Origin of the sequence: Halomonas sp. TA22 (assembly GCF_013009075.1) — a bacterium.
GTDB lineage: Bacteria > Pseudomonadota > Gammaproteobacteria > Pseudomonadales > Halomonadaceae > TA22.
Window position 1 is genome coordinate 1,844,432 of sequence record NZ_CP053108.1, and the last position, 11,984, is coordinate 1,856,415.

Genomic DNA, 11,984 nt, shown 5'->3' on the forward strand with positions numbered 1-11,984 from the left:
CCGTCGCCAAGGGCTCAGCCGCTGGCGCTTTCCGCCACCGGTACGGGGGTCTTCTGGCACTGCTGCAGCCCGAGCCCGGCGAGGATCAGCATAAGCCCCGCCAGCGTCGAAGTCATGATCGGCTCGCCGACGATCGAATAGAGCAGCAGCAGCGAGACCGGCGGCGACAGGAAGATCAGGTTGGCGACCCGGGCGGTGCGCGAGATGCGCTGCACGGCGAGCTGCCACAGCACGAAGGCGATGCCCATCTCGAACAGCCCGACATAGACGCCGGCGCCGAAGCCTGTCCAGCCAGGCCACTGCCAACCTGGGCCCAATGCCAGCAGCAGTGTGAGCACCGGCAACCCCACGCTGAAGTTCTGCCACTGAGCGATCAACGGCGGGCGTGAATCGCGGGCGTTGAACAGCCAGTAGAGCGCCCAGATCAGCGTCGAGCAGAGCGCCATGCCGACACCCAGCGGGTCGGCGAAGGCGACATCCAGCACCGCGCCACGCGTGGCGATGATCCACACCCCGCCATAGGCGATCAGCCCGGCGGCGATATCGACACGCGTCAGGCGCTGGCCGAGAATCGGCACGGCGAGCAGCGCCATGGCCAGCGCCCAGGTGTAATTGAGCGCCATTGCCTCCTGTCCCGGGAGGCGGTCGTAGGCAGCGAACAGCACCAGATAGTAGGCCACCGGATTCATCAACCCCGCCCAGGCCGCCGTACGCCAGCCATGGCGCAACGCCTGGCGCATCTCCCCCCGGCGCAGCACCAGCACCCCCATCAGACCCCAGGAGACCAGCACCGCCAGCCACATCAGCTCAAGCGGCGACATGTGCGAGAGGGCCACCTTGAACGCCGTGGCCACCGTGGACCACAACGCCACGGCACCAAGGCCGCAGAGCATGGCCTGGCGCTCCTGGCTCATCGATCGATATGACCCAGGTCGCGCTCGGGGTCGAGCTGGTCGCGGACACGCTGCTTCAAGGTCTTGATATCCGGGAAGCCGCCATCGCGCTTGCGCTCCCAGAGCGTCTGGTCATCAATGAGTATTTCGAAGTGGCCGCCATGACTGGGCGCCAGCGCCACCTCTTCGAGCTGTTCGCCGAACGTCGAGAGCAGCTCCTGTGCATACCAGCCGGCGCGCAGAAGCCACTGGCATTGCGTGCAATAATGGATGCGAATTCGCGCCATCTCTGAGCTCCTGAAAGCGGTCCTGCCATGATAGCAGGAGTTGCCACCGTCAAGAGCGCAGTGCCGGCGCTATATAGGCGATCAGGAGCCGCCAGATGCCCGACAGCAACATCAGCCAGACCCGCCTCTATGAGTGGTTGACCGGCGATGACGACAGCCGCATGTGCAGGGATATTCCCGACGAGGCGTGCACGGCTCAGCCGCGCAACTTCTTTCGCCACCTGCTGGCCGCCCTGGGCAACAAGCTCGCCGATGAGCTCTCCAGCGCCCGGCTGGTACTGCCCTGGTTGATGGGCGTCATCGGCGCACCGCTGTGGATGGTCGGGTTGCTGGTGCCGATACGCGAATCCGGTGCCCTGCTGCCTCAACTCTTCGTGGCCGGCTTCATTCGCCTGAAACCCCGGCGCAAGTGGGTCTGGGTCGCTGGCGGCGTACTGCAAGCCATTGCGGCGGCCTGCCTGGCGATGCTTGCCCTGTTCGGCAGCGGCGGCGTGGGCGGCGCGCTGGTACTGCTGGTACTGACGGCTCTCTCACTGGCGCGGGGTCTTTCGTCTATCGCCTCCAAGGATGTGCTGGGCAAGACCATCGCCAAGCAGCGGCGCGGCAACCTGATGGGTTGGAGCGGCAGCATGGCGGGTGCGGTCACGCTGCTGGCCGGTGCCATCATGATGCTGTTCGAGGATCGCCCCGGCGAGCTGGCCCTGGCTATCCTGCTCGCGGTCGCGGCGCTGGGCTGGGCGGTCAATGCGCTGTGTGCGGCACGCATCGAGGAGGCGCCCGGCGCCGTCGAGGGGGGCGAGAACGCCTGGAGCAGTATCAAGCTCGGTCTGCGCCTGATGCGTGACGACCGCGACTTCCTGCACTTCAACCTGTCGCGTGCGCTGCTGCTCTCCAGTGCGCTGGCGCTGCCCTATATCGCTCTGCTTGGACAGCAGGAGAGCGGCACTGAGCTTGGCGGCCTGGGCATCTTGATCGTGGTCTCGGGCCTTGCGGGCCTGGTGGCAAGTCCGGTATGGGGCAAGCGTGCCGACCGCTCTAGCCGTGGCGTGATGCGCGATGCGGGGATCGGCGCCGGCATCTGCTGCGTGCTGGCAGCGAGCTTCGCCTGGCTTCCAGCAGCCTGGAGTCAATCGGTATGGCCCTATGCACTGGTCTATGCGCTGCTGGTCATTGCCCATGCGGGGGTTCGTCTGGGCCGCAAGACCTACCTGGTCGACATGGCCGGTCATGACCGGCGCGCGCTCTATGTCGCCCTCTCCAATACCTTGACCGGTGCGCTCATGCTGTTGATGGGCGGCGTCATCGGTCTGCTTGCGCAGTGGTTTGGCACCACGACACTGCTGCTCGTGCTCGCCGCGGCGGCCTTCTTGGCCGCAACGAGCGCCCAGTGCATGCCGGAAGTGGAGCAGTAGAAAAGCCCCCCATGATCAGCCCAGCCCTGCTGGAACGTATCGTCGATGCCTTCATCACCCCGTTTTACGATGACGCCGACAAACTCACTGCGGACTAGCCTCTAACGCATCGACAATTAATTTCCCCACTCCTCTTGTCATCGTCTGCAACTGACGCTATATAGGCCCACAGGACTCCCTTAGGGGTCCAAGCGCCCCGGTCAGCACACACTTTGTCGATATTCATCAGCGCTGCTGGGTGTTTTTGTCTATCAGGTTTGTGGGAGGCTTCGCATGAGCCGAGATCATCTTGTCAACGACCTCGCCGACGATCAGGACGCCTTTGATGCCGTCAATGACGATGACTATGGGCGCACGCGTCCCAGCAGCCGGGCCGACACCTTGCGCGCACGCCGTCAAGTCGAAAGCCTGCTCGAGGAGCGCCGGCTGAGGCGCGCCATCGAGGACGACTGGTTGCTCGAAGACGAAGAAGAGTGATCGATGGGCGCCTCGGCGCCCATCGTCGTTACGGGCCTTGGCTGGCCTTTCCGGCGATCGGCCACTATCATCGTGGCCACTGAACTCCCCAACCCAAGTGGATTTCCATGGCGCAATACGTCTACACCATGAACCGGGTGGGCAAGGTCGTGCCCCCCAAGCGCGAGATCCTCAAAGATATCTCGCTCTCCTTCTTCCCTGGCGCCAAGATCGGCGTGCTTGGCCTCAACGGCTCGGGCAAGTCGACTCTGCTGCGCATCATGGCCGGCGTCGATACCGACCACAACGGCGAAGCGCGCCCCATGCCTGGGCTCAACATCGGCTACCTTCCCCAGGAGCCGGAGCTCGACGACGAAAAGAGCGTGCGCGAGACCGTCGAGGAGGCGCTGGGCGAGATCAAGGCCGCTCAGGAGAAGCTCGATGCCGTCTATGCCGCCTATGCCGAGCCGGATGCCGATTTCGACGCCCTGGCAAGCGAGCAGGCGCGCCTCGAAAACTTGATCGAAGCCGCCGATGCCCACAACCTCGAGCGTAAACTCGATGTCGCCGCCGAGGCGTTGCGCCTGCCCCCCTGGGAGGCCAAGGTCGGCCATCTCTCCGGGGGCGAACGGCGCCGCGTGGCGCTGTGCCGCCTGCTGCTCTCCAACCCGGACATGCTGCTGCTCGACGAGCCCACCAACCACCTCGACGCCGAGTCGGTGGCCTGGCTGGAGCGCTTCCTGCATGACTACGCCGGTACCGTGGTGGCAATCACCCACGACCGCTACTTCCTCGACAACGTGGCCGGCTGGATTCTCGAGCTCGACCGTGGCCACGGCATCCCCTTCGAAGGCAACTACTCGCAGTGGCTTGAGTCGAAAGAAAAGCGCCTCGAGCAGGAAGCCAAGCAGGAGGCCTCGCGCCAGAAGGCGATCAAGCAGGAGCTCGAGTGGGTACGCAGCAATGCCAAGGGTCGCCAGGCCAAGAGCAAGGCGCGCCTCAATCGCTTCGAGGAGATGCAGTCCGGCGATTTCCAGAAGCGCAACGAGACCAACGAGATCTACATTCCGCCCGGTCCACGCCTGGGCGACAAGGTCATCGAGTTCCACGGCGTGACCAAGCGCTTCGACGACAAGCTGCTCTACGAGGAGCTCTCCTTCACCGTACCGCCGGGCGCCATCGTGGGTATCGTCGGTGGCAACGGGGCGGGCAAGTCGACGCTGTTCAAGCTGATCAAGGGCATCGAGTCGCCCGATGCCGGCGAAGTGGTGCTCGGCGAGACGGTGGATATCGCCTATGTCGAGCAGCTGCGCGACGCCCTTGATGACAAGCAGACGGTGTGGCAGGCGGTCTCCGATGGCCAGGACATCCTCAACATCAATGGCTACGAGGTCTCGTCGCGGGCCTACGTAGGGCGCTTCAACTTCAAGGGCAACGACCAGCAGAAGTTCTTGAAGGACCTCTCCGGGGGCGAGCGCGGCCGCCTGCAACTGGCCCAGACGCTCAAGCAAGGCGCCAACGTGCTGCTGCTCGACGAACCCTCGAACGACTTGGACATCGAGACCCTGCGCGCCCTGGAGGAAGCCCTGTTGGCCTTCCCCGGCTGCGCGATGATCATCTCTCACGACCGCTGGTTCCTCGATCGCGTCGCCACCCATATTCTCGCCTTCGAGGGAGATTCACAGGTGGTCTTCTTCGAGGGCAACTACCAGGAGTATGAAGAGGACCATCGCAAGCGCGTCGGCAACGACACGCCCAAGCGATTGAAGTACAAGCGCATCGACGCCTGACCCATTTCAAGCCGCAGATGAACCGCACCCCGAAAGTTGGACACCCAAGCCAACCCTCGGGGTGTTGTATGAGCGCCACCCGAGCCGGTTCGACACAGTGGAGTGGCCGCGCATAGGCGAAACTAAAAGGCCTGAGCCACCGTGCAGTACGGGATCCAGGCCTTGCGCGCCGTTTGAATGAACCGTCCCATTATTGAAGGTCAGTTCGCCTTACGGGGGCGTTGCCGTTTCTGCCAAGCGTGTGTTCTATTCGCGCCTGAATCCAGTCGCAGAACAGCAGAATGCGTGGCTCGTCGACACGGTGCGGGGCGCACACCAGATAATAGGCCTGGGGTGCTGGAACTTCCGCCTCGAACAGCCTCACCAGATTGCCGCGAGCGAAATCCTGGGCACAGACGATACGGTCGCCAAGGGCCACGCCGAACCCCGCCGCCGCTGACTCCAGCGTGAGATGCGCCCCCAGCAAATGCGTACCGCGCCCCAGGTTGTTGACACTGGCTCCCACTGTGGCCAGCCAGCGTTTCCAGTTTCCGCCTGCATCCTCATGCAGCAGCCAGCCACCTCGCAGCTCGTTCACTTGATGCGGTTGGTCGCTGGCTTCGAAGAAGCGCGGGTGACAGACCGGCGTCATGTCGAAATTCGCCAGGAGTTGCACTTGCCGGCGTTCCCACTCGCCGTTGCCATAGACCACCGCCACGTCATAGTCGCCGGTGGCCACTTCCTCGTCGTCAAGATTGCGTGGCACTACTGTCAGATCGATATCCGGAAAGGCGGCACGGAAGGTGCGTAACTGGTAGGCCAGCCACTTGGTGGCCAGGGTCGGTGGGCAGGAGACATGCAACCGTCCTTCAACCGAGGGCAAGCCTAGCTTGAGGGTGCTTTCGGAAAGCAGGCGTAACGCCTCGCGGACCTGACGCGAATAGACCAGTCCGGTCTGGTTGAGGCGTAGCTGCCGACGGTCGCGATGAAACAGGGAAATACCCAGCGCCGCTTCAAGCGTCTTTATCTGATGACTGACAGCCCCATGCGTGACATGCAGCTCGTCTGCCGCCAGCGTGACGCTGTGCAGCCGCGCCACGGCCTCGAAGGCGCGCAGGGCATTGAGTGGTGGCAAGGGGCGGCGCATCGCAATTTTTCTCACATGCTTGGCTAAAAAATATGAATTTTATTATCAACAGGATTTTGCCAACCTGAAAGCCTAATTCATCGAGACTGGCTTGGCGCCACCAGTCAAGGGCGAAGGCCTGGGTGCTGGCGACCCACTGTCCCGCTACCTTTCCGAGGATTTTGTGATGACCCCTTCCCACCCATCGGCTCTCAGCCGCCCGCGCAATCCCGATCGGTTGGCCCGTGAGAAAGGCCGTGACTTCACCCACGTTCCGGTGATCGATCTGTCCCCCGCGCTCGGCCCCGAAGCCACCCCCGAGTCGCGCCAGTCGGTCGCCGCCGAGATCGGCACGGCATGTGAACAGGCAGGTTTTTTCTATATCGCCAACCATGGCATATCCGGTGAAAGGATCGACGGCGCCTGGGCCGCTGCGCAGCGCTTTTTCGCTCTGCCGCTGACGCAGAAGCAGGAAATTCACATCAGCAAACTGCCCAATCACCGGGGGTATCTGGGCATCGGCGAAGAGACCCTCGACCCTTATGCCGCCGACAGCAAGGAGGTGTTCAAGATCGGCCTCGAGCTGCCCGCGGACGATCCCGACTTCCGGAACGGCATCATCATGTATGGCCCTAATACCTGGCCGCGGGAGCTGCCAGGTTTCCGCGAGACAGTCTATGCCTACTATGAGGAGATGTTCGCCCTTTCGCGGGAACTGTTTCGTCTCTTCGCCCTGGCCATCGGCATCGACGAGGACTTTTTCGATGACAAGACCGATAAACCCATGGCACAGCTCAACCTGATCCGCTACCCGTCCCATGAAGGCGAACCCCACGTCGGCATCGGCGCCCACAGCGATTACGAGTGCCTGACGCTGCTGGCTCAGGACAGTACCGGTGGGCTGGAGGCGCGCAATGCCAAGGGTGAATGGATTGCCGTGCCGCCTATCGAGGGTACCTTCGTGGTCAATATCGGCGACATGATGGCGCGTTGGACCAACGACCGCTTCGCCTCGACGGTGCATCGCGTTTACAACCGCTCCGGACGTGAGCGCTACTCCATGCCTTTTTTCTGCGGCTGCAACTACCACACCGTCGTCAGTTGTCTGCCCAACTGCTCACATGATGGCGAACCGGCCCGCTATCCCGACACGATTGCCGGCGAGCATCTCGTGGGCAGGCTCGATGCCACCAATGCCCACCGCAAGCAGCCGAGCGGGAGCTGATCGATGCAGGCAACCGTACCCAACTGGCTGCGCGGTGTCTGGCAGCGCACGCGTATCGTGCACGCCAACGGTGAACAGGACACCACGTCGCGGGTTTTCTGGCTGCAGGGGATGAGCTGCTATGGTGACCTGCGCATCGCCGCCACACGGCCTGACGTGAGCGCTTTTGGTGCATCTAATGAAGCCAACCACGCCTTGGCGCACCAGCAAGGCGCCACCGGCCGTTGCCATTGCCCCGCCCAACGGTCGACATGGCATCGCGAGTGGGGCTATCAGCCCATCGTCGACTTCCCCGAGCCGGGCGACCTGGAGCCGCGCGGCGACGCGGTGATCGAGCGTGCCCCCTCCGGCGCCTATGAAGAGGAGTGGCATCGCCTGACGCCCCTCAATCCCAGCATACACGTGTGGCGTCGTGACGATGACGCAGCGCGACTGCTGGTGATCGATGCCCACGCCATGTTGATCACACGGCGAACTGACGCGCTGCCACCGCGCCCTCTGTCTGCGCTGCTCGATGCCGAGCCGACTACCGCGAGCCAACTGCTCGATTGCGAGATCTCCTACGCTGTGCGCCAGCAACCAGGCGCGGCATTCGCCATTCAGCTTTCGACTCTGCCCTGGCGAGAAGGGCAACCGCTGACAATGTGTGACTCACATGGCGAGATCATCGAGGCTGGCTGGCATCTGGAAGAGAGTCACCTGGGCAAGCCCGAGAAAATGGCGCCTCACTCGGCCCCGATACAGGTAGACATGGTACGCGCTTTGCAGGATAGAAATGATCGCCCCCCTACGACCGGCAGAAAGAACAATGACTAGCTTTCTCTCGCCGCTTTCCGAGCCCTCCGTTTCGACCGGCCCGGCCACTGGCGACGTGCAATTGAGCGTGCAGGGAATTCAGCAACGCTATGGCAGTTTTCTGGCGCTTGACGATATCTTCATCGATATCCGGCGCGGTGAATTCCTCACGCTGCTCGGTCCCTCGGGGTCTGGCAAGACCACCCTGCTGATGATTCTTGCCGGTTTCGCCACGCCCAGTGCCGGGCGTATCAAGGAATATGGGCAGGACATCACCCTACGTCCGGCCGAAAAACGCAACTACGGGATGGTCTTCCAAGGCTATGCGTTGTTTCCGCATATGAGCGTGGCCGACAACATCGCCTTCCCACTGCGCATTCGCGGGATGAGTCGCGCCACACGCCGCCAACGCGTGGCAAAAATGCTCGACACCGTAGGACTCAGCGAGCACGCCCATAAGAAGCCCAGCGCGCTCTCGGGCGGGCAGCAACAGCGGGTCGCCCTGGCCCGGGCCCTGGTCTTCGAACCAGAGATACTACTGCTCGATGAACCCTTTTCGGCGCTGGACAAGAACCTGCGCGGCCAGTTGCAGGAGGAGCTCAAGCGTATCCATCGCGAGATGGGCACTACCTTCGTATTCGTCACCCATGACCAGAGCGAGGCGCTGGCGCTCTCCTCGCGCATCGCCATTTTCAAGCAGGGGCGACTCTCTCAGATCGATACGCCGGAACGGCTCTATACCCAGCCGCACGACCGCTTCGTGGCCGAGTTTCTTGGACGAATGAATCAACTCCCTCTGGTCAACGTCAACCGCGCTGGAAAGCGGATCACCGGCCATTTCGGCGATACCCGCCTGACCGCCTTCAGCGAACGCCATTTCTCACACGATTCGCTTCTGCTCGGTATCCGTCCCGAGCAGCTATGCGTGATGACCGATGAGACCATCAACTCGCATGAGGGCTATAACGGGCTCCGTGCCACGCTGCAGGAGCGTACCTACCAAGGCCATAGCCTGGACCTGAAGCTCGCCTTATTTGATGGCACCATTTTCACTACCAGCGTGGCCAACACACACCCTGCGGCCGATGTGCCGCCTGGCCGTTCGCTCTGGCTCCAGTGGCGGATCGAGGACGGCATCGTGCTCGAGGCGTAAATCTTGAGAACGACGCAACCACAGTAATAACAACAATTCCGTCAGTGGGTTATCACAACGTAAACAAGGAATATAAAAATGCATCAGACCCATCAGCAGGACTGTGTCGAACTGCTCGTTGACAAGGTGCGTCGCGGGGACGTTGATCGGCGCAGTTTTCTCAAGGCGGCGGGCATGCTGGCGGCCCTGCCCTTGGCGATGCGCAGCGGCATCAGCTGGGCGCAGGATCGACCGATCGTGATCGTCAATTGGGGTGGCGACGCCATCGACGCCTATCGTCAGGCGTGGACCGAGAGCTTCACACGAGAAACCGGCATTCAGGTGCGCATCGACGGCAGCGGCCCGACCGAAGGGGCCATTCGCGCCCAGATCGCCTCGGGCCGGCCGAGCTGGGACGTGGTCGACGCCGAGCCGTTCACCTCACTGACCCTAGGCCGCGAGGGGCTGATGCGGCCGCTCGACTATTCGATCATCGACCGATCCAAGGTCAACGAGGATTTCGCCACCGACTACGGCGTGGCCAGTTACCTCTATAGTTACGTGATTGCCTGGGACAAGGAGCGCTTCGACGAAACGCCGCGCACCTGGGCGGACTTCTGGAATGTCGAGCGTTTCCCCGGCAAACGCACCATGTACAAATGGATGAATGGCGTGCTCGAAGCCGCGCTTCTGGCCGACGGCGTGGCGATGGAAGATCTCTATCCGCTCGACATCGCCCGCGCCATGGACAAGCTCGATGAACTGCGTCCGCATATCCTCGCCTATTGGGGGTCCGGCGCCGAAAGCCAACAGCTGTTCCTAGATGGTGAAGTCAGCATGGGCCATATCTGGAATACTCGGGCCATCGTACTCGATCGTGATACCGAAGGTCGCATCGGCTGGCACTACGACAACGCCTGCGTCACGCCCAGCAGTTGGGCGGTGCTGAACGACAACCCGGCAGGCGTCGAGTCCACCATGCGCTTCATCGAACATGCACTGGAGCCGGAAGGCCAGGTAGAGCTGCTCAGACTGCTCGGTAACGGCCCCTCGAATCCTGCCGCCTCGTCAATGATTCCCGAAGAGCTGGTCAAGCTGAACTGCGGTTCGGAAGAGAACCTGGCCAAACAGTTCAAGCTCGACATCGAGTGGTATGCCGACCACTACGGCAGTGTGCTGGATCAGTTCCTGACCCGTACCGGGGCCTGAGCCCGACCTGGGGAAAAAGAGCGATATGGTGAAAATTTCCGAACGCTGGCAGTACCGGCTGCTGCTCTGGCCGCTGCCGGCCTTGCTGCTGCTGTGCTACGTTCTGCCGTTCGCCGGCATTGCCGCCTGGAGCGTCACCCTACCGGAACCGGGGGTGGCCAATTACGCGCGGTTATTCACCGACAGCGCCATCCACGGCGTGCTGTGGCGCACGCTCTATCTATGCGCCACGGTCGGCATACTCGCCCTGCTGCTCGCCTTCCTGATGGCCTACTGCTGGCTCTACAGCTCCCCCGGCTGGCAACGCTGGGTCGAGCTGTGCGTGTTCCTGCCATTCTGGATCTCGGTGCTGGTACGCACCTTTGGCTGGCTGATCGCACTGCGCAGTAACGGCCTGGTCAATGGCTGGCTGGAAGGACTGGGACTGATCGACTCGCCGCTCACGCTGACACGCAATTCGCTCGGAGTGGTGATTGCCATGGTCCACTTCATGGTGCCCTTCGCCTTCTTCCCGCTGGTGTCGTCAATGCGCCAGATCGACGATCGAGTACTGCTCGCCGCCCGCGGGCTGGGCGCGTCGAGGTTGCGGGTATTCGTCTCGGTATTCCTGCCCCAGACCCTGCCTGGCCTGCTCGGTGCCTTCATTATGGTATTCGTGTTCTGCCTGGGCTTCTTCGTCATTCCCGCCATCCTGGGGGGTGGCCAGACGGTGATGGCGGCCGAATACGTCTTTCTGCAGATGTTCCAGACCTACAATTGGGGCATCGGCGCCGCCCTGTGCATGCTGATGCTGGTTATGGTGTCGGGCCTAGTGTGGCTGTTATTGCGCTTTTCCCGCCTCGAGCGCCTGGTCGGCTGAGGATATTGCCATGAACATTTACCGTGCAGGCTGGCTGGCCAAGCTAATGGCACTCATTACCATGCTTTTCCTGATGCTGCCCCTGGCCGCTGTGGTACCGGTCTCCTTTACCGGTAAGCGCTACCTGTCGATGCCCGAAGGCGACTGGTCGCTACGCCATTACGTGTCACTACTGAACTCATCCGAGTGGCTCGGCAGCATCATGCAGAGCGCGGTAGTGGCGGTTTGCGCCGGGCTGTTGGCTACGCTGTTATCCACCGCCTTCGTTATCGCCATCTGGTATCGCAGCACTGCCTGGACGCGTTGGCTGATCGGACTATGCATGCTACCGCTGATCGTGCCGCCCGTGGTTTCAGCGATGGTTCTCTACTTCATGACCACCAACGTGACCCGTGTCGCTCCTGGGCTCGGTTACGACTCGCTGCCTGGGGTGATTCTGGCGCATACACTGCTGATCGTGCCATTCGGCGTCATTAACATGCTGGTGGCCATCAGCCGTATCGACCGCCGTATCGAACTTGCGGCGCGCAATCTCGGAGCCAGTCTGTGGCAGACCACCTGGCAGGTGATTTTGCCCAATCTGCGCCTGGCGATGCTGACCACGTTTCTACTCTGTTTCGTTCTCTCCTGGGAGGAGATTGCGGTCACGCTGTTCATCACCAGTTGGGAAGTCGTCACTCTGCCGCGTCAGATATGGAGCGGCCTACGCGATAACGTCGATCCGGTGGTGGCCGCCATCTCCACGCTGCTGATTGGGGCTGCTCTACTGCTGTTGCTGGCACGCATGGCGATCCAACATTGGCGCGATTCGCGCCGGTAGC

General features: G+C 62.3%; 12 protein-coding genes. 9 read left to right on the forward strand and 3 right to left on the reverse strand.

Annotated elements, in window-relative coordinates; genetic code table 11:
• Positions 1–14: 14 nt before the first annotated feature.
• Both HJD22_RS08575 and HJD22_RS08580 read right to left on the reverse strand, forming a co-directional pair.
• Positions 15–914 (reverse strand): DMT family transporter, encoded by a 900-nt coding sequence (locus HJD22_RS08575; protein ID WP_208655777.1) that lies wholly within the window; start codon positions 912–914, stop codon positions 15–17.
• Complete coding sequence (locus HJD22_RS08580; RefSeq protein ID WP_208655778.1) at positions 911–1,180, reverse strand: SelT/SelW/SelH family protein; 270 nt, start codon at positions 1,178–1,180, stop codon at positions 911–913. Before HJD22_RS08580 ends, HJD22_RS08575 begins: the two co-directional genes overlap by 4 nt.
• 95 nt (positions 1,181–1,275) lie before the next feature.
• On the opposite strand from HJD22_RS08580, the gene HJD22_RS08585 reads away from it, so the two are divergent.
• The 3 genes from HJD22_RS08585 (at position 1,276) to ettA (ending at position 4,838) form a co-directional block, all read left to right on the forward strand.
• Positions 1,276–2,592 carry an MFS transporter gene (locus HJD22_RS08585; RefSeq protein WP_208655779.1) on the forward strand — a complete coding sequence of 439 codons (1,317 nt, stop codon included), beginning with the start codon at positions 1,276–1,278 and terminating at the stop codon, positions 2,590–2,592.
• Positions 2,593–2,865: 273 nt separating this feature from the next.
• Positions 2,866–3,069 carry a PA3496 family putative envelope integrity protein gene (locus HJD22_RS08590; protein ID WP_208655780.1) on the forward strand — a complete coding sequence of 68 codons (204 nt, stop codon included), beginning with the start codon at positions 2,866–2,868 and terminating at the stop codon, positions 3,067–3,069.
• A gap of 107 nt (positions 3,070–3,176) precedes the next feature.
• On the forward strand, positions 3,177–4,838 hold the full coding sequence (gene ettA, locus HJD22_RS08595) for an energy-dependent translational throttle protein EttA (RefSeq protein ID WP_208655781.1): 1,662 nt from the start codon (positions 3,177–3,179) through the stop codon (positions 4,836–4,838).
• A gap of 190 nt (positions 4,839–5,028) precedes the next feature.
• Here ettA and HJD22_RS08600 read toward each other — a convergent pair whose 3' ends face one another.
• The gene (locus HJD22_RS08600; protein ID WP_208655782.1) at positions 5,029–5,964 is read right to left on the reverse strand and encodes a LysR substrate-binding domain-containing protein; all 936 of its coding nucleotides are present in this window, start codon (positions 5,962–5,964) and stop codon (positions 5,029–5,031) included.
• A gap of 166 nt (positions 5,965–6,130) precedes the next feature.
• On the opposite strand from HJD22_RS08600, the gene HJD22_RS08605 reads away from it, so the two are divergent.
• The 6 genes from HJD22_RS08605 to HJD22_RS08630 all read left to right on the forward strand — a co-directional run bounded on the left by HJD22_RS08605 (position 6,131) and on the right by HJD22_RS08630 (position 11,983).
• Positions 6,131–7,168, forward strand: coding sequence for an isopenicillin N synthase family oxygenase (locus tag HJD22_RS08605; RefSeq protein ID WP_208655783.1), 1,038 nt, complete (start codon positions 6,131–6,133; stop codon positions 7,166–7,168).
• A gap of 3 nt (positions 7,169–7,171) precedes the next feature.
• Positions 7,172–7,984 (forward strand): hypothetical protein, encoded by an 813-nt coding sequence (locus tag HJD22_RS08610; protein WP_208655784.1) that lies wholly within the window; start codon positions 7,172–7,174, stop codon positions 7,982–7,984.
• Entirely contained in the window at positions 7,977–9,116 is a 1,140-nt protein-coding gene (locus tag HJD22_RS08615; protein WP_208655785.1) for an ABC transporter ATP-binding protein, read from the forward strand. The genes HJD22_RS08610 and HJD22_RS08615 overlap by 8 nt, the downstream gene beginning before the upstream one ends.
• A 78-nt stretch (positions 9,117–9,194) precedes the next feature.
• Positions 9,195–10,304 (forward strand): ABC transporter substrate-binding protein, encoded by a 1,110-nt coding sequence (locus HJD22_RS08620; protein ID WP_208655786.1) that lies wholly within the window; start codon positions 9,195–9,197, stop codon positions 10,302–10,304.
• A 25-nt stretch (positions 10,305–10,329) separates the two neighbouring features.
• Positions 10,330–11,163 (forward strand): ABC transporter permease, encoded by an 834-nt coding sequence (locus HJD22_RS08625; protein WP_208655787.1) that lies wholly within the window; start codon positions 10,330–10,332, stop codon positions 11,161–11,163.
• A gap of 10 nt (positions 11,164–11,173) precedes the next feature.
• Positions 11,174–11,983 carry an ABC transporter permease gene (locus tag HJD22_RS08630; RefSeq protein WP_208655788.1) on the forward strand — a complete coding sequence of 270 codons (810 nt, stop codon included), beginning with the start codon at positions 11,174–11,176 and terminating at the stop codon, positions 11,981–11,983.
• The last annotated feature ends 1 nt before the right edge of the window (position 11,984 follow it).

Excerpts from the sequence above, each read along its gene's own strand:
- HJD22_RS08575 (WP_208655777.1), bottom strand. The coding sequence starts at position 914 with ATGAGCCAGGAGCGCCAGGCCATGCTCTGCGGCCTTGGTGCCGTGGCG.
- HJD22_RS08580 (WP_208655778.1), bottom strand. The coding sequence starts at position 1,180 with ATGGCGCGAATTCGCATCCATTATTGCACGCAATGCCAGTGGCTTCTG.
- HJD22_RS08585 (WP_208655779.1), top strand. The coding sequence starts at position 1,276 with ATGCCCGACAGCAACATCAGCCAGACCCGCCTCTATGAGTGGTTGACC.
- HJD22_RS08590 (WP_208655780.1), top strand. The coding sequence starts at position 2,866 with ATGAGCCGAGATCATCTTGTCAACGACCTCGCCGACGATCAGGACGCC.
- ettA (WP_208655781.1), top strand. The coding sequence starts at position 3,177 with ATGGCGCAATACGTCTACACCATGAACCGGGTGGGCAAGGTCGTGCCC.
- HJD22_RS08600 (WP_208655782.1), bottom strand. The coding sequence starts at position 5,964 with ATGCGCCGCCCCTTGCCACCACTCAATGCCCTGCGCGCCTTCGAGGCC.
- HJD22_RS08605 (WP_208655783.1), top strand. The coding sequence starts at position 6,131 with ATGACCCCTTCCCACCCATCGGCTCTCAGCCGCCCGCGCAATCCCGAT.
- HJD22_RS08610 (WP_208655784.1), top strand. The coding sequence starts at position 7,172 with ATGCAGGCAACCGTACCCAACTGGCTGCGCGGTGTCTGGCAGCGCACG.
- HJD22_RS08615 (WP_208655785.1), top strand. The coding sequence starts at position 7,977 with ATGACTAGCTTTCTCTCGCCGCTTTCCGAGCCCTCCGTTTCGACCGGC.
- HJD22_RS08620 (WP_208655786.1), top strand. The coding sequence starts at position 9,195 with ATGCATCAGACCCATCAGCAGGACTGTGTCGAACTGCTCGTTGACAAG.
- HJD22_RS08625 (WP_208655787.1), top strand. The coding sequence starts at position 10,330 with ATGGTGAAAATTTCCGAACGCTGGCAGTACCGGCTGCTGCTCTGGCCG.
- HJD22_RS08630 (WP_208655788.1), top strand. The coding sequence starts at position 11,174 with ATGAACATTTACCGTGCAGGCTGGCTGGCCAAGCTAATGGCACTCATT.